Below are 20,975 nucleotides of genomic sequence, written 5' to 3' on the forward strand. Positions count from 1 at the left end.
TACCGGGAATACCGGATAACCCTCCTAGGTTTTCCAGGTGCCCCAGGTTGCCCTGAAGGATGAGGGCGCACGCCTTGCGTGCGGCGCCCGAAATCCTGAAGGGCAAGATGGGGTGCCTGGGAAAGCTAGGCGTCCAAGAAGCGTGCGTCGTGGGCGTGCTTCTCAATGTACTCGCGGCGATAGCCGACCTCGGAACCCATGAGCTCGCGCACGGCGCGGTCCGCCACCACGGCGTCTTCGATCGACACGCGCTGAAGAATGCGGGTCTTGGGGTCCATCGTCGTCGAGGCAAGCTGCTTGGGGTCCATCTCGCCCAGGCCCTTATAGCGCTGGACGGTGTAGCCCTTGCGCTTCTTAGTGATCTTGCCGTCCTTGGCCTTGCCGTCCTCGTCGTTGTCGTCGGGGTTCAGTCCCAGGCTCTGGATGGTGTCGCGCAGGATCTCGTCTTCGGGCTGGCGGCCGTTGGGATACACGTAGTGAATCTTGTTGCGCACCTTGATGCCGAAGATGGGCGGGCACGCGACGTACACGTAGCCGGCGTCAATCAGCGGGCGCATGTACTTGTAGAAGAACGTCAGCAGCAGGATGCGGATGTGCGCGCCGTCGACGTCTGCATCGGTCATGATGATGATCTTGTGGTAGCGGGCCTTGGTGATATCGAAGTCACCGCCGTCGCCGGCGCTCGTCGTGACGCCGCAGCCGATCGCGGTGATGAGCGACTGGATGGTGTCGCTCGAGAACGCACGGTGGTCGCCCACGCGCTCGACGTTCAAAATCTTGCCGCGCAGGGGTAGGATCGCCTGGATGTCTCGGCGGCGGCCGTCCTTGGCCGAGCCGCCTGCCGAGTCGCCCTCTACGATAAAGAGCTCGGTCAACTCGGCGTCGCGCACCGAACAGTCGGCGAGCTTGCCGGGCAGCGACGCCGTCTCGAGCAGGCTCTTGCGGCGGGTCGCCTCGCGCGCCTTACGGGCGGCGTTGCGCGCCTTGCAGGCCTGCTGGGCTTTCTTGACGATCTCGCGAGCGGGCTTGGGATGCTCCTCGAGGTAATCGGCAAGCCCGTCGGTCACGATCTTGAGCGTCAGCGCGCGCATATAGGAGCTGCCGAGCTTGGCCTTGGTCTGGCCCTCAAACTGCGGATCGGGCAGTTTGACCGAGATAACGGCCGATAGGCCCTCGCGCACATCGTCGCCGGTCAGGTTGGCGTCTTTTTCCTTGAGCAGGTTCTGCTTGCGAGCGTAATCGTTAATCACGCGGGTGAGTGCGGTACGGAAGCCCTCGAGGTGCATGCCGCCCTCGGGGGTGTAGATGTCGTTGGCAAACGACATAACGTTCTCACCGTAGCCGCTATTCCACTGCAAGGACACCTCGACCTCGCCCATCTTGGTCACGGGCGCATCCGGATCCGATTTGCCCTCAATATAGATGGGCTCCTTAAAGGCCTCGGGGACATCCTTGCCCTCGTTGAGGAACTTGACGAAGTCGATGATGCCGCCGGCATAGCAAAACTCCTCCACATGGGGAGTCGCCTCGCGCTCGTCGGCCAGCACGATCTTGAGGTTCTTGTTGAGGAATGCCGTCTCCTGCAGACGGTTGTGCAGCGTGTCGAAATCGTAGATGCAGGTCTCGAAGATCTCGTCGTCGGGCCAGAAGCTGACAGTGGTGCCCGTCGTCTCCGAAGTGCCCACGACCTCCATCTTCTTGACAGTTTTGCCGCGCGAAAACTCCATCTCGTAGATGTTGCCATCGCGGCATACCTGTACGACCACACGCTTGGACAGGGCGTTGACGACGGAGATGCCCACGCCGTGCAGGCCGCCCGAGACCTTGTAGGCCGAGTTATCGAACTTACCGCCGGCGTGCAGGATCGTCATGACGACCTCAAGCGTCGGGATCTTTTTGATAGGATGCTCGTCGACGGGGATGCCGCGCCCGTTGTCGACGACCGTGATGGAGTTGTCGGCGTGGACCGTCACCTGAATCTCGGTGCAGAAACCGGCCATGGCCTCGTCGACGGAGTTGTCAACGATCTCCCACACCAGGTGATGAAGACCGCTGGCGCTCGTCGAGCCAATGTACATGCCCGGGCGCTTACGAACGGCCTCGAGACCTTCGAGAATCTTAATCTCGCCGCCATCGTAATCGTTTTCGTTTGCCACACGTCCTCCTTCAGTTAAGAAAATGTGTATAGCCTTACTAGTTTATCGTAAAAAAATACCCTCGGGAACGAGGGTATTTGGCTCTACAAGGCCACCAGATGCGATTTAAGGCTCTTTTTTGCTCTGCACGCCCTTGGCCCACTCGGCACTGGCTCTCATGGCGTTCTCGAGGGCCTCGCGCAGTTTTTGGTCCTCGATGGGTGCCACTTGGTGCTCGATCTCGGCACGCTCGGACTCGCTGAGGTCGGCATGCGGAGCCGACGGACGCTCGGCCACGGCCGGACGCAGGCGCTCTTTGGCAGCGGGCGGCGTGTGGCCGGGGGCGGTCGTCTTGAACACCAGGCCGTCGATGTGCGCGCCGGCGCGCTCCATGCGCGCGCGGATAATCTCGCGCAAAAGGGTCATCTCCTGCGTCCATGAGGGCGAATCGAGGTACACCAGCAGTTCGTTGGACTCGGGCAGGTAGCGCAGGCCCGTCACATGGCGTCCCTCGCGCGTGCCCGAGCACACCGCATTCCAGGCGCGATAGACCGCACGAGATTCCTCCGCAGCCTCCATCTGCGCACGGCGTTCAGGTGTCGCGGCCGCCAGGATGCGCTGGCGCTCTGCGTTCAAAAACCCACTGAAGGCGACCGTTTCGCTCTCGCGCTCGTAATTAGCACGTCTCACCCATGCTCACCACCTTGGCTCGATCAAGCAGATCATCGGTAAAGTACCCCAGGTTGGTCGTGGTTATGACCGTCTGGATATCATCGCCGATCAGCCGCAGGAAAGCGCCGCGGCGTTCGCCGTCGAGTTCGCTCATCACGTCGTCCAAAAGCAGCAATGGGGCGGTGCCCAGGACATCGCGAGCCACGGCCACCTCCGCCACCTTCCAGGCCAAAACCAACGTCCGCTGCTGACCTTGGCTGGCAAACGAACGAGCGGAACGACCCGCCACGGTGAACTCAATCTCATCGCGATGCGGTCCCACCAACGTCACGCCGCGGCGAATTTCCTCGTCGGCGTGCTCATCAAGGGCAGCCAGCATGCGCTCGTACGCCCAGCCCTTCAGCTCTTCGCGATCATCGACCTGGGGCAAATCCCCCAGCGTGGACGTATAGGTCACGTTGGCAGCCTCACCGGATGCCACTTGCCCGTAGGCAGTGTGCACATGGCCCGCCAGCCGGTCGAGCAGGGCCAACCGGTGCACGAGCAGGGCCGAGCCCGCGCGGGCAATCGAATCGTTCCACGCGCCGAGCATCTCGCGGCAGCACCAGGCCTCCTTGAGCAAGGCGTTACGCTGGGTCACGCAGCGCCCATAGGTGCTCGCAAGATCGGCATAGCGTGCGCTCAGTTGCATGCCAAAGTCATCGAGGGCAGCACGGCGCACACTGGCGCCTCGCTTAACCATGTCCAGATGGTCGGGGCAAAACAGCACGCTCGGCAGGACCCCGCGCACACCGGCGGCAGAGCATCTCTTGCCGTTGCGGCTAAACGAGCGCTTACCGTCCTCCGCGCTCAATCCCATATCAAGCACGCGGCCGTCGCCCTCGAGCCTCAGCTCGACCTTGCACGAGCCCACGCCGTCATGGACGAGCTCGGCGGCGGTCGAATGCCTAAACGAGGCGCCGCTCGTCAGCAGCTGCAGCGCCTCTATGAGATTGGTCTTTCCCGCCGCATTGGGTCCCGCAAGTATCGTCACGCCCTCGTCCAGGGCAAGGCGATAGCTATCGAAGCTGCGGTAGTGCGCGACGGAAAGATCGCGGGCGAACATGGTCATGGGGCGGTTGCTAGATGCGGACCGGCATGACCAGGTACAGGTAGTTGATCTTGTCGTAGGACTTGAAGATGCCCGCCTGCGAGTAGCTCTTGAGCTCCAGCGTGATCTCCTTCTCCTTGGACAGGGCATTGAGGCAGCCGAAGATGTAGTGGTAGTTGAAGGCGATGGTACCCGACTCGCCCTCGGCCTCGACATCGATCGTCTCCTGCGCAAGGTCCTGGTCATTGGAAATGGAGGACAGGCCCATCTGCCCGTTCTCGACATCGATCTCGAACTTGACGGCGGGGTTGGCGCTCGCGATAACGGCCACGCGCTTGAGGGCGGCGTTAAAGGCGGCGACGTCGATCTTGACGCTCGTCACGCACGAATCGGGGATGAGCTGCTTGTAGTTGGGGTACATGCCCTCGATACGGCGCGACACGTAGGTGGTGTTGCCGGCCTCGAAGACGACCTGGGTGTCGGTAGCCCCGATCATGATGGTCGCCTGGCTGGCCATGATGTTCAGCGCGTCGTTAAAGGCGTCGGCCGGAACGTTGAGCTCAAAGGAGCCCTCGAGGGTCGAGGTCTCGACCTGCGTATCGCACACGGCCAAGCGGAAGGAATCGGTCGCCACCAGGCGCACGGTGTTGTTCTCGACCTTCATGTGCACGCCGCCCAGGATGGGGCGGGCCTTGTCGGTCGAGGTGACGCGCCACACGCGGCCGACCATCTCGGACAAGATATCGGTCGGCAGCTCCACGGCACTCTCGATGGCATAGGCCGGAAACTCGGGGAAGTCATTGGCATCGAGCGTGTTCAGGCGGAAAGAGCTCTTCTCGCAACCAATCAGCACCTGGCGCTCGGACAGCTCAAAGGTGACCGGGGCATCGGGGAGGGTCTTGGTGATATTGGAGAGCATCTTACAGGGGATAACCATCTCGCCCTCTTCTTCGACATGCGCCGCGATGCGATGACGGATCGAGATGGTGTAGTTAGAGGTCTGGAATTCCAAGATGCCGTCTTGCGCCTTGACGAGCACGCCCGACAGGATGGGAAGGGTGGACGCCGAAGCGACACCCTTCATAACGACGCCGATGGCTTGTGTAAGCGAGCTCTGGCTGACGGTGAACTTCATCTTTAATACCTTTCTATAGATATAAATATCTTAATAATAGTAATAGCACTGACGAAACTGTTGATTACTCCCAAAGACGCAGGTCAGACCCAGAAAGAGAATCGACAGCAACCTGTGTGCAACAGGGGTGGTTTTCCACGTTCAAAACCTGCGCAAAACTTTTCATCACCGCGGATTGGGTTTTAGACACCTTATGCCCGTGGTTTCGACAAGTTTTCAACAGGTGTCTCTATTTCCCTACGAGCGCAGTGTAATTTTATCGCGCAGCGACTTGAGGTCTTCGGTGACGGTGCGGTCTTCCTGGATCATCTTCTGGACCTTTTTGTAACTCGTGCTGACGGTCGAGTGGTTGCGGTTGCCAAATTCGGCGCCTACCGCCGTGGTCGTCATCTCGCACATTTCGATGGCCAGGTAGATAGCGATATGGCGTGCTTTGGCGATATTGGCGTTGCGACGCGGGCCGATGAGCTCCTCGTGTGTCACGCCGTACTGCTCTTCGATGACGGACTGAACCGTTTGCACGTTGATCTTTTTGGCCGATGTGTCGAAGTACTGGCTGGCGATGGCGTCGATATCGTCAAAGGTGAGCTCCCCGCCCTCGCGCTCGCGGTCGCCCGCCTCGCCGGCGCAGCGCTCGCAGAAGCTCTCGAGTTCGCGGATGTTGGTGCCCGACACCTCTGCCATGTGCTTAAAGTGCTCATCGGTCAGGTGCCCGCCGTCGCCCCCGTAGGCCGCCAGCAGTGAGTCGTCGCCTGCCTCGGGAGCGGCGACGATGGTGTTCTCGTAATAGCGCTGCAAGATCTTGTATTTCATCTCGTAGCTGGGCTCTGCGACCAGGCAGAGCATGCCGGCGTTGAAGCGGCTGGTCAGACGCTCGTCCATGCTCAGGTCCTTGGGGGCGCGGTCTGCCGCGATGACGACCTTCTTGTTGTTGCGGATGAACTCGTCCATGAGCTGGAAAAAGTAGTCCACGCTCGCGCGCTTGCCGATGATGTTTTGGATGTCATCGATGATGAGCACGTCCACGCCGTGGTACGCCTGCATGATGGGGGCGTTGCTCTTCTTTTGGCGGTCGAACTCGGTCATCAGGTCGTCCAGATATGCCTGGGAGTTGGCATACTTGACCTTGATCTCGGGCGACTTCTCGGCGAGCTCGTTTTTGATGGCAAGTAGCAGGTGCGTCTTGCCCAGGCCCGATTTGCCGTAGATGAACAGTGATGTGCACGTGCCGCGCTCGTCCGCGAGGGCGGCAAACTTGAGTGCCGAGCGATAGGCATGGCTGTTCTCGGGGCCGTAGACAAAGTTCTCAAAGGTAAATTTTGAGTTCGCGGCGAGCGGGGCTCCATCCGTATTCTGCTCAGCCGGCACGGTCGGTGCTGGCATGGGTGAAGCGGGGGTCGCAGCTTGCGTGGATTTAGTCGGCGCTCCGCCCTTCATCTGGTTCATCATGCGACGAAAATCATCGGCCGAGAGCGTGTTCTTGATTGCAATACCCGAATCCGCGCCCGCCGCTGCGTCGTGAGCGATGGGCATGTGCGTGACGGGTACGTTCGTTGACGTCGCCGCCGCGGTCGGCAACGGTGCCATGGTTTCACGGGAAACATCACCGTGCTGGTGCTCGATTGTCGGCGCGTCGCCTGCGGAGGCCGGCACCGCCGGGGAAGCAGCGGGAGCCGTGGCGGGCGCCGTCGCGGCAGCGGATTCCGTCGCGGCGCCTTGCGGTGCCGCGATGTCGAGCGCAATCGGTGCAAAGGCGATTTCTTCCAGATAGGCCTCAATAGTCGGCTGATGCTTTTTGAGCTGCGCGATGGCAAAGCGCGAGGGCGCCTCGATCGTGAGCGTATCTTCGGTCAGGCTTATGGCGCGCGATTGCCCCAGCATGTTGATGAGGCGTGCATCTTGGCCGTCGCGCTGGCAAAAGGCGATGGCATCCCCCAGGATGATGCTTGCTTCCTCGTCCACTGTCTCTCCCGTTCTTTAGCTCTGAGCTCGCACGCGAGCGGCGCCGAGTTCGGTCAGATGGTATTTCTGGCCATGCTTGATGACCAAGCCGGCCTGCGCCAAGTCATTGAGCGTGCGTGACCAAGTGGGGGCCGAGTTTCCAAACGCCCTCGCCAGATCGGTTGCACCGCACGCTTGATTTTGCGCCAGATAACCCAACGCGGCGTTGCCGCGATCGCTTACGAACACGTCCGGTTGTGGCTGCGCATACTGATTTGCTGCATTAGGATACATCATTTGAGCTGCTGGTTGTTGAGAACTCTGCATCGACGGCATTTGCTGTTGAAAACTTTGAGGCCACTGTTGGTAAGGCTGCGGAGGCATCTGCTGGGCCCAGGGGTTGTACTGCTGCTGCGGCATCTGCTGGTACGGCTGCTGATATCCCTGCTGGTTCTGCTGCGGGAACTGCTGGCCATACCCCAGTGGCGGCATCTGCTGATATGGATATCCCTGTTGGTACGGCTGATAGCCCATTTGCTGGCCACCCGGTGCCCCCGTCGTCTGCTGCATTGCTGCTGCATCCTGATCCGTCAGCGGCATGGTCTCTGGCATGTTTGGCAGCATCGACATCGATGTCGTCTGGGGCTCTTGTGTAGGAAGCATTCCGGGCCGCTGCATCTGTCCCACGGGGGGCTGCATCTGCTGCGTTGCCATGGGCTGCTGCGCAAAAGCTCCCGGCAGGGGATATGTGGGGTGCTCCGTCTCGGGCCGCACGGCAGCACCGCGTCCGCCGGCACGCTCGATTTCCTGCACGCGTTTAGGGTTCAGGCTTACCGTAACCACGGTGCCGTTGCCCATGTTGTCCTCGATGGATACGGCACCGCCGGCGTTTTCCAAATACTCCTGCACCATGGGAAACCCTGCTCCGGTTCCACGGATATAACGCTTCATCTTGCTGTTTGCACTGGTAACGCCAAAGTCGAAAGCGCGCTCCTTGTCGTCGATGCCGGGTCCTTGATCGGCAAAGCGGATGGTGTCTCCGCCGTCCAGAATCGAGATGATGGGCTCGGCAAAGTGCGCGTGGATAAAGTTTTCGACAATCTCGCGGATGACCATGAGCGAGATATGGCCACCTTGTTCTTTCATGCACTGGTAGACGGTGTTGGTCGTCTCTTCCAAATATGTGCGGACATCTTGTGGATCAATGACGATCACACGCGGTGTCGACAGCATGTCGTCATAGACGGCGATGCGTGCGGCGTACATGGCTTTTGGCGCCTGCGTGGTCGTCTGCTCGCCTTCCTCACGCTCTTCGCGCACGCCGGTGATGTGCTCGTTGTCGGGTGCCGGGTCTCCGGAATCGACCATGGTGTAAAAGTCGTCAGACATGCCGCTCGCAATCTTCCAAAAGGTTTCGAACAAATAGTAGCTCACCGTGCAATGTTTCTCATCTTTCGACAACTTTTCAAAACCTGTTGAAAACTTTGGAAAACCGACGAAAAGTTCTCAACATTGCCAACATGACCTGTTGAAAACTCGATGAAATATCGTGAAAAGTTGCCATGCGCCGCTAAATCGAGCTTGGCTTATGGGGGAACCGTGTGAACTGCGCAACCTTTTACCTTTGATTTCTTGACATTTGAACATTGATTTCCCTACAATCTTCAAGCTCACGTGTCTATATCTGCGTCCGCGTCCCCGCGGACACTCGAAATGCAGCAGGAGGAACTTAAGATGAAGCGTACGTATCAGCCTAATAAGCGTAAGCGTGCCAAGACCCATGGCTTCCGTGCCCGTATGGCCACTAAGGGTGGTCGTGCCGTGCTCGCCCGTCGTCGCGCCAAGGGCCGCAAGCGTCTCACTGTCTAGCAGCGATACACACATCTCGCATGAAGACTATTAAGTCTCGGCAAGATTTCGAGCATGTGTTCAGTCAGGGGCGTCGTTTCAATCACCCTCTGATTCGAATGACCATATGTGAATCGGTTGGCGAAGGCGACTCCGGAAGGGTCGCCTTCGTTGGTGCTAAGCGACTCGGTTGTGCCGTCGTGCGCAACCGATCTAAGCGTGTGATGCGCGAGGCCGCCCGCAGCTGCGGATTTCCCGTTGCGGGTTATGACATCATCTTGTTTGGAACTCCCAAGACGAGGGTTTCCTCGCCGCAGGAGATGGACAAGGCGTTGCGTTCGCTTATGAAGCGCGCCGGCGTTGCCGGGGAGGAGCGATGAGCAATCACGTTTTGCGACGTGTTGCCATCGCTCCTATTCGCATATATCAACAGGTTATTTCGCCCTTATTGCCTGACGCCTGCATTTATTACCCAACGTGCTCGCAATACGCCATCCAGGCGATTGAGAAGCACGGTGTTTTGAGAGGCTGCTGGCTTGCCGTGAGGCGCATCGCTCGCTGCAATCCCCTGCACGTCGGCGGTTATGACCCTGTGCCCTAGCGGGCACTCGCTATCGGAGGAAAACTTACATGTGGGATTGGATCGTTAACATCCTTTTCGAGCTGCTCAAGCTCATCCAGACCTTTGCGGTCGACTGGGGCCTGTCCATCATCATCCTGGTGGTCATCATCCGTCTGCTGTTGACGCCGCTTATGCTTAAGTCGACCAAGTCGACGGCTCGCATGCAGGTGCTGCAGCCCAAGATGCTCGAGATTCAGGAGCGCTATGCCGACGATCCTCAGCGTCAGGCCGAGGAGATGCAGAAGTTCTACAGCGAGAACAAGTTCAATCCGCTGGCCGGCTGTCTGCCGCTTCTGATTCAGATGCCTATCCTGTTCGCCCTGTTTACGCTGCTGCGTAACCTGCCGCAGTACTTTAACGACGGCACGTTCTCGTTCTTCAACATCCTGCCTGACCTTACCACCACGCCGAGCGCTTCCTTTGCCGATGGCTTTATGGTTGCGCTGCCTGCGCTGGTTTGCCTGATTCTGTTTGCCGTTCTCACCTTGATTCCGCAGCTTTATATGTCGCGCAATCAAACTGGCCAGCAGGCCCAAAGCATGCGCATGATGGCCGTCGTCATGACCGTCATGATGCTTTGGATGGGTTGGAGCCTGCCCGTCGGCGTTCTGCTGTACTACGATGTGTCTTCTGCCTGGCAGGTTATCCAGCAGATTTTCGTGACGCAGAAGGTTATCGACAAGGCTAAGTCCGATGAGGAGGAGCGCCTCAAGAACGCTCCGCTGCAGGTTGAGGTCACTCGTCGCGAGAAGAAGCCGCGCCCGCACAAGAAGAAGTAGTGGGATATCAATCTTATTTAGGTACCTAACTTTTGGAGTACGTTATGTCTGAAGAGATCATCGAGGATATGCTTGAGGAGGTTGCCCCGCAGGTCGCGGGCGATTATCCCGAGATTGCACAGCGCTACAAGGCTGGTGAAGAGCTGACCGATGAGGAGCTCGACACCATTGCCGATGTTGCGATTTCCATCCTGCGTTCCATCCTTTCGCACTTCGATGCCGCCAACTCTCCTATCGATGAGTATGAGGGCGACGAGGGTGAGCTGATTTTGGATGTAACGGCTCCCGACCTTGCTGTTCTCATTGGCCGTCATGGTCGCACCCTTGATGCCCTTCAGGTTATGTTCTCTTTGCTGGTGAGCCGCAAACTTGGCTTTAGGTATCCGGTTGTAGTGGACGTCGAGGGATACAAGAGCCGCCGTCAGGACAAGGTTGCCTCCATGGCTCAGTCTGCTGCCGAGCGTGCCATCCGCACTCATAAGAGTGTTTCGCTTCCGCCCATGAATGCCTATGAGCGCCGACTGGTTCACATTGCACTTCGTGGCAATGATGCCGTCGATACTCATTCTGAGGGTTCTGACCCTGATCGCCATGTGGTGATTGTTGCTCGATAATCTACTCGAGCTTATGCTAAGGGGACGTGGTTTCCACGTCCCCTTTTTTTGTCAAAAGTTCTTGATACACTGATTTTTGTCAGAAAGGAGCTTTCGTTGTTAGTACTTACTGATCAGCAGGCTGACGAGATATTGAGTCGCCTAACTTCCTATTGCAAAGAGTATTCCTTGAGCGTAACTGATGTTGAGCTGAGGAAATGTATTAAGCATTTGGATTTGGTTTTGGAAACAAATAAGACAACCAATCTCACCCGTATTCTCAACGTAGAAGATGCTGCAGTACTTCATATCCTCGACTCACTTGTTTTACTCCCCTATATCAATAAGGCTCCTGAGGGAGCTTTGCTCGATATGGGTACAGGTGCGGGCTTCCCTGGTATTCCGTTAACCATAGCCACGCATCGTAAAGCTACTTATATTGACTCTGTTGGCAAGAAGGTTGATGCTGTCAATTCCTTTGTCCATGCTCTTGGATTGAAACATGCTCATGCGGTTCATGATCGTCTTGAAGAATATGCTCGAAGTCATAAGAAGCAGTTCTCTGTCGTAACCGCCCGCGCACTGGCCCCTCTACCGATTCTTGTTGAATATGCAGCTCCGTTCCTCAAGGACGGAGGGCTATTTGTTATCACCAAGGGCAATCCATCTGATGAGGAGCTTGCCTCTGGCATGTCAGCAGCTAAGATTTGCGGATTCTCTTCGCTTCTGAATAACGCAATCGATTTACCAGAGGGCCTGGGCCACAGGGAGTTCATTGTTCTTAAGAAGAGTCATCCAGCATCTGTTTCATTGCCTCGTGCAAATGGCATGGCAAAGAAGAATCCGCTTGCCTAGATGTTTCACGTGAAACATAATAGATATTAACAACATGCAGTGTTTCACGTGAAACATGGCGGTTGATATTGAATCGGAATGTTTCACGTGAAACATCCTCCGTTTGACAGCTTTAATACACACCAGGAGGGACCGTGGGATTTCGCGACGTTAAGCGTTCTAAGAGCGCAAAAGACACGCGTATCATTGCAATCATCAATCAAAAAGGCGGCGTCGGTAAGTCAACGACGGCTGTAAACCTAGCTGCAGCACTGGGCGAGCAGGGTCGTAAAACTCTGATTGTCGATTTTGATCCGCAGGGAAACAGCACCAGTGGATTTGGAATTGAAAAAGAAGACCTTGATCACTGCATCTATGATGCATTGCTGAATGATGTGTCGGCAGAATCGCTTGTTCTTGATACAAATTGCAAAAAGGTATTCGTAATTCCGGCTACAATTCAGCTTGCAGGCGCCGAAATTGAGCTCGTAAGCGCAATTGCTCGTGAAACCCGCCTCAAAGATTTGCTTGAGCCGATTCAGGACGAGTTCGATTTCATTTTCATTGACTGTCCTCCTTCGCTCGGCTTGCTTACCATCAACGCCTTGACAGCAGCAGACAGCGTTTTGATTCCAATCCAGTGCGAGTATTATGCACTCGAGGGCGTTACGAAGCTGCTTGAGTCAATGAAGATGGTCAAATCACGTCTGAATAAGGGCTTAGACACCTATGGCGTGCTTATGACTATGTATGACTCGCGTACTTCTCTGTCGAATCAGGTTGTTGAGGAGGTTCAATCGTACTTTGGTGCCAAGGCGTTTAAAACGCTGATCCCCCGTACGGTTAAAATCTCCGAAGCTCCGTCTTTTGGAGAACCGGTAATTACCTATGCACCTCAAAATAAGGGTGCAAAAGCGTATATGAACCTTGCAAAAGAGGTGATCAAGCGTGCCTAGTGCAAAGAAACGTGGCGGATTGGGACGTGGACTCAATGCTTTGGTCTCAGAGGCCGAGTATGAGACCGGTAGTTCGGCTACATCGGCTTCAAAGGCTGCATCTGAAACGAAACTACCCATTGAGGATATTGTTCCCAACCCTAACCAGCCGCGAATTCACTTTAACGAAACTGAACTTCGCGAGTTGAGCGAGTCAATCCAAGAACATGGCGTTTTGCAGCCGCTATTGGTTCGCAAGCATGGAAACGGCTATGAGATCATCGCTGGTGAGCGTCGTTACCAGGCGTCAAAGCTTGCTGGTCTTGAGGAGCTGCCTGTCATCATTAAAGATGTTAGTGATGAAGAGATGCTTGCTCTTGCTCTTATCGAAAACCTTCAGCGTTCTGATTTGAATCCCGTCGAAGAGGCTAAAGGCTATCGCCAGCTTATCGATGCCAGCGGTATGACCCAGGAAGCATTGTCGAGGGCAGTCAGCAAGTCACGCTCTGCAATTACAAACTCGCTACGCCTTCTCGATCTCCCCGAAGTTGTTCAGCAGATGATTTTTGAGGGCAAACTTACTGCTGGTCATGCACGTGCGATTCTTGCAGTTCCCTATGAGGATGCACGAATTCGACTAGCAGAGAAAGTTGTTGCGGAGGGCCTTTCCGTAAGAGCGACAGAAAATCTTGCTCCGTTGTTTTCTGCCAGAGAGACACCTAAAACGCCTAGACCTGCAACGCCTCAGTCTTTTAAAAAGGCTGCCCGTGTGCTTCGTCAGGTATTTAATACCAACGTGCGTGTGAAGAGCTCGCGAGGAAAGAATAAGATTGAGATTGAGTTTAAAGACGAGGAAGAGCTCTCTCGTATTCTTGGCGAAATGATTCAGTTTGATCAAGGAGGCCAAGATGAGGAATAAGATTTTAACAGCGATTGCATTGGCTACGACTGTCGCGGCTGGTGCCTTTGCTGGCTATAAGATCGCGACAGACGATGAACTGCGAGGTCGTTTGCTTCGTGGCGCGCAAGATATCGTCGATACTTCCAAAAAGAAAATGGATGTCATGACCGAAGATGTTGCCATGCGTACTGCTCAGGTAACGAAGAATCCCAAGATTAATCAAGGTTGGGTTAGCAACCAATGGGAAAATGTAGGCTATTAGGTACCTAACAATTATTCAGTATATTCTAAGGGGTCCTTGTCTGATTCATGAGACAAGGACCCCTTATTTTGGCCGTAAAAAAATGGGACAGGTAGCAGCTGATTCAAAATTAAGGTGAATAAATGAAACGACCCCGGTTGCATATTCTGCAACCGGGGTCGTTCGATGTTTCACATGAAACGTTTTGGGGTGCGACTCCCCTATGCGTTCTTCTGAACTTTGAAGCGCTGCTTCAGTTGTCCGCAAGCGGCGTCAATATCGTTACCACGGGAGTTACGAATCGTGGTCTCGATGCCACGGGACTCAAGACGACGCTGAAGATCCTCAACCTTATGAATCGGCGACGGCTTGAGTGGGCTGCCCTCGATGTCGTTAAGCTGAATGAGGTTAACGTGGCACAGCGTTCCCTCGCAGAAGTCGCAGAGCGCCTGCATCTCGGGATTCGTATCGTTGACGCCTTCGATCATGGCATACTCATAGGTCGGGCGGCGGCCAGTCTTCTCGGTGTAGAGCTGAAGCGCTTCGTGAAGGCGAAGCAGCGTGTACTTCTTAACACCGGGCATGAGCTTATTGCGCGTCGACTGGATGGCGGAATGCAGTGAAACAGCAAGCGTGAACTGCTCGGGGATGTCGGCAAATTTGCGAATACCGGGAATAACTCCACTGGTAGAGACGGTGAGGTGACGAGCACCGATACCGATGCCATCGGGGTCGTTGAGGATTCGCAACGCCTTGAGAACCTCGTCGTAGTTGGCAAACGGCTCGCCCTGGCCCATGAAGACGACGCTCGTGGCGCGCTCGCCAAAGTCGTTGGATACATGAAGTACCTGGTCGACGATCTCTTGAGCGGTCAGAGAGCGCTTGAGGCCGTTGAGACCGGTAGCGCAAAAGGCGCAGCCCATGCCACAGCCTGCCTGGGTGGAAACGCAGACGGAAAGCTTGTTGCGACGGGGCATGCCGACAGTCTCGACGGAAACGCCGTCGTGGTATTCGAGCAGATACTTGCGCGAGCCATCTTTGGAAACTTGCTTGGTGAGTTCAGTCGGCGTGTCAAAGGCAAAAGCCTCTTTAAGCTGCTCGCGGAAAGCCTTGGGAAGGTTGGTCATATCGTCAAACGAACAAACGTTCTTCTCAAAGACCCATTCAATTAGCTGCTTCGCGCGGAAGGCGGGCTGGCCAAGTTCGGCCACGAGCTCGCGAATATCGTTTTGGCTCAAGTCGCGAATGTCCTGAGATTTAGTCCTGGGATTCATGGAAGCCTTTCGATTTTGGGGAAACGTAGAGGGTATCGCTACAATATGGTATCAGCTGCAGAAATTATAGAGGAGGAGTCTGCCCATGCCGGGTAAAAGCCTAGAGAACATGCACGTAGCGGTCTTGGCGGGCGGTCATTCCGCTGAGCGCGAGATCTCGCTCAATTCGGGAAAGAACGTCGTGGTGGCACTGAAGGAAGCCGGCTACACCTCGGTGGAGCTGCTCGACACGGCCGCTGATGACTTTATGGTAACCATGGCGACCGGCGGCTTTGACGTGGCGTTTATCGCCATGCACGGTGCCGGCGGCGAGGATGGTGCCATGCAGGGCGCCATGGAGACCCTGGGTATCCCCTACACGGCCTCGGGCGTGCTTGCCAGCGCCTGCGGTGCCGACAAGGAGGTCTCTAAGCTCCTGTACGCCAAGGCGGGCATTCCCATTGCCCCCGGCCTTGCGCTCGAGGTGGGCGATGAAGTCGATATCGATCATATCGTCGAGGTTTGTGGCGAGCGCTGCTTTGTGAAGCCGGCCGTCAACGGTTCCAGCTATGGCATTTCCCTGGTCCATGAGCCCTCCGAGCTGCCCGCGGCAATCGCCAAGGCGTTTGAGTACGGCGACAAAGTGCTGGTCGAGAAGTGCATCGAGGGTACCGAGATCACCGTTGGCGTATACGGTGAAGATGACGTGCGCGCCCTGCCGATTGTCGAGATCCGTAAGCCCGAGGACTGCGAGTTCTACGATCTGGACGTGAAATATGTCGACCCTACGGACATCCATCGCATTCCGGCGCAGATTTCACCCGAGAACTATGCTCGTGCCCAGGAGCTTGCCTGTGCCGCTCACAAGGCCCTCGGTTGCCTGGGCATCTCGCGCAGCGATTTTATCGTGAGCGAGGACGGCCCCGTTATCCTCGAGACCAATACCATTCCCGGCATGACCGATACGTCGCTGTATCCGGATGAGATCCGCCACACCGACGACATGACGTTCCCGCAGGTCTGTGACAGCCTAATCCGTATGGGTCTTCGTCGAGCGGGCATTGCATGCTAATCGAGGACGCGGTTTCGTCAGGAACGCCGCAGTTTGTCACCGACTCCTATGCCACGCTTGCCGAGCGCGCCAAAACGCAGTCCTTCGGCCTTATCGAGGAAGATGTGATCGTCCTCGATACCGAGACCACGGGTCTTTCGGTGCAGGACAATGAGCTGATCGAGATCTCGGCGGCCCGCCTTTCGGGCCGCGAGGTCGTCGACCGCTTCGATACCTTCGTGCATCCCAAGCAACTGATTCCCGCCGAGATTACCGAGCTCACGAGCATTACAAATGCCGATGTGGTGGATGCCCCATCGGCCGTCGATGCCGTGGCTGCTCTCGCCGATTTTGTCGGCGGCTGCCCGGTGATTGCGCATAACGCCACCTTCGACCGTTCGTTTATCGAGTCGGTCAAGGGCGGTGTCAACGTCAGCGACATCTGGATTGATTCGCTGGCACTGTCGCGCATCGCACTTCCGCGCCTGGCCTCGCACAAGCTGTCTTTTATGGCCGACCTGTTTGGCTGCGACTCGGTGTCGCACCGCGCCAACGCCGATGTCGACGCCCTGTGTGGCGTATGGCGCGTGTTGCTCGTGGCGCTCACCGACTTGCCCCAGGGCTTAATGGCGCGCTTGGCCGACATGCACCCCGACGTACCCTGGTCCTACCGTCCCATCTTCTCGTTCTTGGCGGGACAGAATCCCGGTTCCATCTTCTCTCTCAGCGCCGCCCGCGCCGACGTACTCAAGGCCGATCGGGCCGATGATCGCGTTGATGCGGACGAGCTGCCGGTCCTTAAGATGCCGAGCCGCGAGGAAATCGAGGCGGACTATGCCCCGGGCGGCCTGGTCAATCGCATGTATCCCACGTATGAGCCGCGCGATGAGCAGATCGCGATGGCGCTCGAGGTCCGCGATGCGCTGGTCACGGGCACACATCGCGTAATTGAGGCGGGCACGGGCGTCGGCAAATCGATGGCCTATCTGGTGCCTTTTGCCGAGGCAGCACGCCGTAACAACATCACGGTTGGTATTGCGACCAAATCGAACAATCTTGCCGACCAGCTCATGTACCATGAGCTGCCAAAACTTGCCGAGCAACTGGACGGTGGCCTGTCATTTTGCGCTCTCAAGGGCTATGACCACTATCCGTGCCTGCGCAAGCTTGAGCGCATGAGCCGCAGCCAGGTCGAGATTACCACCAAGCGCGATCCGGCGGACACGCTCACGGCGGTCGCGGTCATTATGGCGTACGTCTGCCAATCAGCCGATGGCGACCTCGACTCGCTCGGCATTCGGTGGCGCAGCGTCAACCGCCCCGACTTTACGACGGCCTCGCGCGAGTGTGCTCGTCGCCTCTGCCCGTTTTTCCCTGATAAATGTTTGGTCCACGGCGCTCGCCGTCGTGCGGCGCATGCCGATGTGGTGGTCACCAACCATTCCCTGCTGTTCCGCAATGTCGCGGCCGAGGGCAGGATTTTACCTCCGATTCGTCATTGGGTAATCGACGAGGCCCATTCCATCGAGCGCGAGGCGCGCCGTCAGTGGGCGCGCGTGGTGTCGGCGGACGAATCACGCGTTCTGTTTGAGCGCCTGGGTGGCTCGAGCACCGGCGCGCTAAGCCAGGTTTCCCGTGATTTGGCAACCTCCGAGGGCTCTACGCTCTATCTGGGCCTTACTGCCAAGGCAACGTCGACGGTTGCGCGCGCGAGCATGACAATCGCCGACGTGTTCGATGGCGTTCGCGAGCTCGGTCGCCGTGCCCGTGGGGGTTATGACAATGCCAATCTATGGATTGGCCCCGAGTTGCGCGAATCTGACGACTGGCATGATTTCTTGCAGTCGGCCTACACTGCCATCGACGCATTGGAACAGGCTGACAAGAGCGTCGACGCGCTGGTGCAAGCCGTCGCCGCCGACAAGCCCGAGGTTGTTGTCGACCTGGGTGATATTTCGCGCCGCCTGCACGAGCTGGCCGAGAACCTCAAACTCATCATTGATGGCACCGATGAACACTACGTGTATTCGCTGCAGGTCAATCGCAGACTGCGTGCCGGCGGAGAGTCAATGACCGCAGAGCGCATCGACATTGGCGAGGCCTTGGCAACCGAGTGGCTGCCCGAGGTTCACACGGCTATCTTTGCCTCGGCGACCATGACGGTGTCCAAAAGCTTCGAACACTTTAACCACGCGGTCGGCCTCGATCGCATCGGTGCTTCAACATCCTCATCGCTGCACTTGGACTCGAGCTACGACTTCGATTCGAACATGGCTGTAGTCGTTGCGGGCGATATCCCCGATCCGCGCGATCGCGAGAGCTATCTTACGGCGCTCGAGCGCGTGCTGGTCGACGCCCATCTTGCCATGGGCGGATCGGTGCTCACACTGTTCACCAATCGGCGCGACATGGAAGACCTGTACGCCCGCGTTGAGCCCAAGATGGCCCGTGCGGGTCTGGAGCTCAACTGCCAGCAGCGCAACTCATCTCCTCGTCGCCTGCGCGATCGGTTTATCAACGAGCCGACCTCGTCGCTTTTTGCGCTTAAGGCCTTCTGGGAGGGGTTCGACGCCAGCGGCGAGACGCTGCGCTGCGTCATCATTCCCAAGCTGCCGTTCTCGAGTCCCACGGACCCGCTCTCGTGCGAGCGCAACCTGCGCGAAGACCGCGCTTGGGCGCGCTATTCGCTGCCCGAGGCAGTGCTCGAGGTCAAGCAGGCGGCCGGCCGCCTTATCCGCTCGTCGACCGATTGCGGCGTGCTGATTCTGGCCGACCCGCGCCTGGTGACGAAGGGCTACGGAAAGAAGTTCTTAACGTCGCTGCCCACGAGCTCCTACCAGCGCATCGAATCGGCGCAGATCGGTCACTATCTGCAACTGTGGCGCGCACGCCACGAGCGGCGGCGCTAAAGCGGACAGACGAGGGTTTTTGCCATATCGCACAGGCGCTTTGACAGGGCGGGGTCATCCAAGATGTGGATGGCTCCGCCCGCTGCGATTATCTGGCTCAGCAGCCAACGCTCGGAGCCGTAATGCACGGTTACCGTTGCCATGTCTGCCCCGCCGCGCTCGATTAGGGTGATGCCGGCCCAGTCCAGATGCTCCGCCATATCGAATGGCATCAAGAGCTTTGCGCTGCGCTGCGTCCGGGCAAGGGAATCGCGGAGGGATGCGACGTCCGGTGTGTGAGGCACGACGGAGTCTTCCGTCAAGGCGAGTTCCTCGATTTTATCCATGCGATAGGTGCGCTGCTCATCGACTGTGATGTCCCAGGCAATCAGGTATGTTTGGTCGCCGTTTACCGTAATGCGCAAAGGGTCGACCAGACGCTCGCGTGGCCGCGCATCGTCCATCGAGCGATACGAGATGCGGCAACGAACACCGTCCTGAATGGCGCAGCTCAGCTGCTGCCAGTGCGACCCGTGGTTGACGGTGTCAAAGACGCGCTGGTTATAGCCGAGCTCTTCGGGTAGAAGGGCATGTCGAATCCGAGCTGCCGTTTGCGGCTCGATCCCCAACGATTCAAGTTCATGGTTGAGCACAGCGCCCTCGGCGGTACTCAGGCGCAACGGTAGCACACGCCCGGCGTCACCAGTGAGGGCCACACGCTCGCCGCGGCATTCGCAGATGATGCGCGCGCCCGATTCTCGGTCTGCGAGCGTCGAGACAATCTCGAGAATCTCGTCGAGCGACACCCCCGTGATGTCAAAGCGGCTGCAAATCTCGGTTCGTGTCATGCCGTTCTCGCCGGCGGCGTAGAGGGCCTCCATGATGTCGATGGCGCGCGAGAGTCTCTGCTCGCTGGTGAGTTTACGCACGGGCATGCTCGTGCACCGTCCTTTCAATGAGGTGGTTCCACGCCTGCTTGAGCGATTCGGGGGCCATGGGCCTCATGCCGTCCATGGCGTGGGCCATGCAAAATGAGGCGGCGGCTTCAAGATCGCGCACGCCAACGGTCCAGGTCCATCCCGCATCGGTGTGTGCGAGCTCACCTCGCCCGCGCGTGAGGCCGTTGATCATATCGATCTGCGTCTGAGGGGCGAACGAGAACGTGGCTGCAACGGGCGGCCGGTCGGCAAAATCGAATTCAAAGAACAGATAGTCGTTGAGATTGAAGTCCGCAGGGATGGCGTAGGCCTTCGAAGGACGCCAAGCGCGAACGATACGGTCGCAGCGGAATGTCCTGATGCCGTCGGTAACATTGTCGAGGCCGCAGAAATACGCCACGCCCTCGCGCTCGAACATGCCGTAGATACAGACGGTACGTTCTTTCTGCTCGCCGCGTCCGTTCTGATATAAAAATCGCAGCGCGCATCGCTCGGCAAAGGCGCTCCAAACCGCATCGACGGTGGGAGAGCGGCGGATCGGTACTTCGTCCACCGCCGTCCTACTGGTGAGATAGGCAATCTTGGAGCGAATATCGGCAAGCGGCGCGGCAAAGGCGGAAGAGCCGGCCGCTAGCGTCTGGTCGATGGCGTTGAGCAGGATGTCGGCGTCGTCTGCGGTGATGAGGCCGCCTGCAGCAAACGTGTGCTCGCGGTCGATTGTCCACGAGCTTTCCTCGGTCTCCTGCGCACCGGCGGGGCGAACCTCCTTGATTAAGATGCCACGCTCGAGCAGTTTGTCACGATCGCGCCGAAACTTGCGCTTATCCGAGTCTATGTTGCCCGAGCCATATCCCAGGTCAGAATCCAAGACGATCTGCTCGGTCGTCAGCGGTTCGGGGGAGCTGTTGAGCACAAAGAAAAGATTGAGGATGCGCTGAGCCGTTTTATCGAAACCGGGCTCCGAATTTCCCTTTTTAATTGTCGCGGTCGCGTCGCTTGCCGTCATAGAGTCCTCGCATGAGAAGGTGGTTTGCTGCCATGATTTTAGTCCGATATGGAGATTAGGCTATATCCTTGTCCGCTCGGGGCGTTAAGATGGCCCGAATTCGGTCGTTTGCG

The 20,975-nt window shown here is 57.5% G+C and carries 20 protein-coding genes; 11 read left to right on the forward strand and 9 right to left on the reverse strand.

The window, feature by feature from the left end:
• Positions 1–125: 125 nt before the first annotated feature.
• The 6 genes from gyrB to FGQ67_RS07450 all read right to left on the reverse strand — a co-directional run bounded on the left by gyrB (position 126) and on the right by FGQ67_RS07450 (position 8,362).
• A complete protein-coding gene (gene gyrB, locus FGQ67_RS07425) occupies positions 126–2,156 on the reverse strand; it encodes a DNA topoisomerase (ATP-hydrolyzing) subunit B (protein ID WP_138341041.1) in 2,031 nt (676 codons plus the stop codon).
• 105 nt (positions 2,157–2,261) lie between these two features.
• A complete protein-coding gene (locus tag FGQ67_RS07430; protein ID WP_138341043.1) occupies positions 2,262–2,825 on the reverse strand; it encodes a DciA family protein in 564 nt (187 codons plus the stop codon).
• Positions 2,812–3,918, reverse strand: coding sequence for a DNA replication/repair protein RecF (gene recF / locus FGQ67_RS07435; RefSeq protein WP_138341045.1), 1,107 nt, complete (start codon positions 3,916–3,918; stop codon positions 2,812–2,814). Before recF ends, FGQ67_RS07430 begins: the two co-directional genes overlap by 14 nt.
• Before the next feature lie 10 nt (positions 3,919–3,928).
• The gene (dnaN, locus tag FGQ67_RS07440; protein ID WP_138341047.1) at positions 3,929–5,032 is read right to left on the reverse strand and encodes a DNA polymerase III subunit beta; all 1,104 of its coding nucleotides are present in this window, start codon (positions 5,030–5,032) and stop codon (positions 3,929–3,931) included.
• Between the two features lie 237 nt (positions 5,033–5,269).
• Positions 5,270–6,994 carry a DnaA ATPase domain-containing protein gene (locus FGQ67_RS07445; protein ID WP_138341049.1) on the reverse strand — a complete coding sequence of 575 codons (1,725 nt, stop codon included), beginning with the start codon at positions 6,992–6,994 and terminating at the stop codon, positions 5,270–5,272.
• A gap of 15 nt (positions 6,995–7,009) precedes the next feature.
• The gene (locus FGQ67_RS07450; RefSeq protein WP_138341051.1) at positions 7,010–8,362 is read right to left on the reverse strand and encodes an ATP-binding protein; all 1,353 of its coding nucleotides are present in this window, start codon (positions 8,360–8,362) and stop codon (positions 7,010–7,012) included.
• Positions 8,363–8,707: 345 nt separating this feature from the next.
• Here FGQ67_RS07450 and rpmH point away from each other — a divergent pair, with 345 nt between their 5' ends.
• The 9 genes from rpmH to FGQ67_RS07495 all read left to right on the forward strand — a co-directional run bounded on the left by rpmH (position 8,708) and on the right by FGQ67_RS07495 (position 13,747).
• Positions 8,708–8,842 carry a 50S ribosomal protein L34 gene (rpmH, locus tag FGQ67_RS07455; protein ID WP_019127408.1) on the forward strand — a complete coding sequence of 45 codons (135 nt, stop codon included), beginning with the start codon at positions 8,708–8,710 and terminating at the stop codon, positions 8,840–8,842.
• Between the two features lie 20 nt (positions 8,843–8,862).
• A complete protein-coding gene (rnpA, locus tag FGQ67_RS07460) occupies positions 8,863–9,201 on the forward strand; it encodes a ribonuclease P protein component (protein WP_138341053.1) in 339 nt (112 codons plus the stop codon).
• Positions 9,198–9,422, forward strand: a complete 225-nt coding sequence (yidD, locus tag FGQ67_RS07465) for a membrane protein insertion efficiency factor YidD (protein ID WP_082222962.1) — start codon at positions 9,198–9,200, stop codon at positions 9,420–9,422. The genes rnpA and yidD overlap by 4 nt, the downstream gene beginning before the upstream one ends.
• Before the next feature lie 29 nt (positions 9,423–9,451).
• Complete coding sequence (locus tag FGQ67_RS07470; RefSeq protein WP_138341055.1) at positions 9,452–10,222, forward strand: YidC/Oxa1 family membrane protein insertase; 771 nt, start codon at positions 9,452–9,454, stop codon at positions 10,220–10,222.
• A gap of 44 nt (positions 10,223–10,266) precedes the next feature.
• The gene (locus FGQ67_RS07475) at positions 10,267–10,836 is read left to right on the forward strand and encodes a Jag family protein (protein ID WP_022093802.1); all 570 of its coding nucleotides are present in this window, start codon (positions 10,267–10,269) and stop codon (positions 10,834–10,836) included.
• A 168-nt stretch (positions 10,837–11,004) separates the two neighbouring features.
• Complete coding sequence (rsmG, locus tag FGQ67_RS07480) at positions 11,005–11,670, forward strand: 16S rRNA (guanine(527)-N(7))-methyltransferase RsmG (protein ID WP_249934423.1); 666 nt, start codon at positions 11,005–11,007, stop codon at positions 11,668–11,670.
• Between the two features lie 134 nt (positions 11,671–11,804).
• Complete coding sequence (locus FGQ67_RS07485; RefSeq protein ID WP_138341059.1) at positions 11,805–12,605, forward strand: ParA family protein; 801 nt, start codon at positions 11,805–11,807, stop codon at positions 12,603–12,605.
• Positions 12,598–13,503: a ParB/RepB/Spo0J family partition protein gene (locus FGQ67_RS07490; RefSeq protein ID WP_171025250.1), complete on the forward strand. Its 906-nt coding sequence runs from the start codon at positions 12,598–12,600 to the stop codon at positions 13,501–13,503. Before FGQ67_RS07485 ends, FGQ67_RS07490 begins: the two co-directional genes overlap by 8 nt.
• Complete coding sequence (locus FGQ67_RS07495) at positions 13,493–13,747, forward strand: hypothetical protein (RefSeq protein ID WP_022093798.1); 255 nt, start codon at positions 13,493–13,495, stop codon at positions 13,745–13,747. The genes FGQ67_RS07490 and FGQ67_RS07495 overlap by 11 nt, the downstream gene beginning before the upstream one ends.
• Before the next feature lie 200 nt (positions 13,748–13,947).
• Here the strand turns inward: FGQ67_RS07495 and rlmN are convergent, their stop codons facing one another.
• Complete coding sequence (gene rlmN, locus FGQ67_RS07500; protein WP_055287295.1) at positions 13,948–15,000, reverse strand: dual-specificity RNA methyltransferase RlmN; 1,053 nt, start codon at positions 14,998–15,000, stop codon at positions 13,948–13,950.
• 85 nt (positions 15,001–15,085) lie between these two features.
• Here rlmN and FGQ67_RS07505 point away from each other — a divergent pair, with 85 nt between their 5' ends.
• Together FGQ67_RS07505 and FGQ67_RS07510 are read left to right on the forward strand one after the other, a co-directional pair.
• On the forward strand, positions 15,086–16,051 hold the full coding sequence (locus FGQ67_RS07505) for a D-alanine--D-alanine ligase family protein (RefSeq protein ID WP_035136496.1): 966 nt from the start codon (positions 15,086–15,088) through the stop codon (positions 16,049–16,051).
• A complete protein-coding gene (locus FGQ67_RS07510; RefSeq protein WP_138341061.1) occupies positions 16,045–18,939 on the forward strand; it encodes a helicase C-terminal domain-containing protein in 2,895 nt (964 codons plus the stop codon). The genes FGQ67_RS07505 and FGQ67_RS07510 overlap by 7 nt, the downstream gene beginning before the upstream one ends.
• Here the strand turns inward: FGQ67_RS07510 and FGQ67_RS07515 are convergent.
• Together FGQ67_RS07515 and FGQ67_RS07520 are read right to left on the reverse strand one after the other, a co-directional pair.
• Entirely contained in the window at positions 18,936–19,853 is a 918-nt protein-coding gene (locus FGQ67_RS07515) for a helix-turn-helix transcriptional regulator (protein WP_138341063.1), read from the reverse strand. The genes FGQ67_RS07510 and FGQ67_RS07515 overlap by 4 nt on opposite strands.
• Complete coding sequence (locus tag FGQ67_RS07520; RefSeq protein WP_138341065.1) at positions 19,840–20,862, reverse strand: helix-turn-helix transcriptional regulator; 1,023 nt, start codon at positions 20,860–20,862, stop codon at positions 19,840–19,842. The genes FGQ67_RS07515 and FGQ67_RS07520 overlap by 14 nt, the downstream gene beginning before the upstream one ends.
• Between the last annotated feature and the right edge of the window lie 113 nt (positions 20,863–20,975).

Origin of the sequence: Collinsella aerofaciens, assembly GCF_005845035.1 — a bacterium.
Lineage (GTDB): Bacteria > Actinomycetota > Coriobacteriia > Coriobacteriales > Coriobacteriaceae > Collinsella > Collinsella aerofaciens_I.

Bases quoted from the DNA above. Each gene is read 5' to 3' on its own strand.
- FGQ67_RS07450 (WP_138341051.1), bottom strand. From the start codon at position 8,362: ATGTCTGACGACTTTTACACCATGGTCGATTCCGGAGACCCGGCACCC.
- FGQ67_RS07520 (WP_138341065.1), bottom strand. From the start codon at position 20,862: ATGACGGCAAGCGACGCGACCGCGACAATTAAAAAGGGAAATTCGGAG.
- FGQ67_RS07510 (WP_138341061.1), top strand. From the start codon at position 16,045: ATGCTAATCGAGGACGCGGTTTCGTCAGGAACGCCGCAGTTTGTCACC.
- rpmH (WP_019127408.1), top strand. From the start codon at position 8,708: ATGAAGCGTACGTATCAGCCTAATAAGCGTAAGCGTGCCAAGACCCAT.
- FGQ67_RS07505 (WP_035136496.1), top strand. From the start codon at position 15,086: ATGCCGGGTAAAAGCCTAGAGAACATGCACGTAGCGGTCTTGGCGGGC.
- FGQ67_RS07475 (WP_022093802.1), top strand. From the start codon at position 10,267: ATGTCTGAAGAGATCATCGAGGATATGCTTGAGGAGGTTGCCCCGCAG.
- dnaN (WP_138341047.1), bottom strand. From the start codon at position 5,032: ATGAAGTTCACCGTCAGCCAGAGCTCGCTTACACAAGCCATCGGCGTC.
- FGQ67_RS07470 (WP_138341055.1), top strand. From the start codon at position 9,452: ATGTGGGATTGGATCGTTAACATCCTTTTCGAGCTGCTCAAGCTCATC.
- FGQ67_RS07515 (WP_138341063.1), bottom strand. From the start codon at position 19,853: ATGCCCGTGCGTAAACTCACCAGCGAGCAGAGACTCTCGCGCGCCATC.
- rnpA (WP_138341053.1), top strand. From the start codon at position 8,863: ATGAAGACTATTAAGTCTCGGCAAGATTTCGAGCATGTGTTCAGTCAG.
- yidD (WP_082222962.1), top strand. From the start codon at position 9,198: ATGAGCAATCACGTTTTGCGACGTGTTGCCATCGCTCCTATTCGCATA.
- FGQ67_RS07495 (WP_022093798.1), top strand. From the start codon at position 13,493: ATGAGGAATAAGATTTTAACAGCGATTGCATTGGCTACGACTGTCGCG.
- recF (WP_138341045.1), bottom strand. From the start codon at position 3,918: ATGACCATGTTCGCCCGCGATCTTTCCGTCGCGCACTACCGCAGCTTC.
- rlmN (WP_055287295.1), bottom strand. From the start codon at position 15,000: ATGAATCCCAGGACTAAATCTCAGGACATTCGCGACTTGAGCCAAAAC.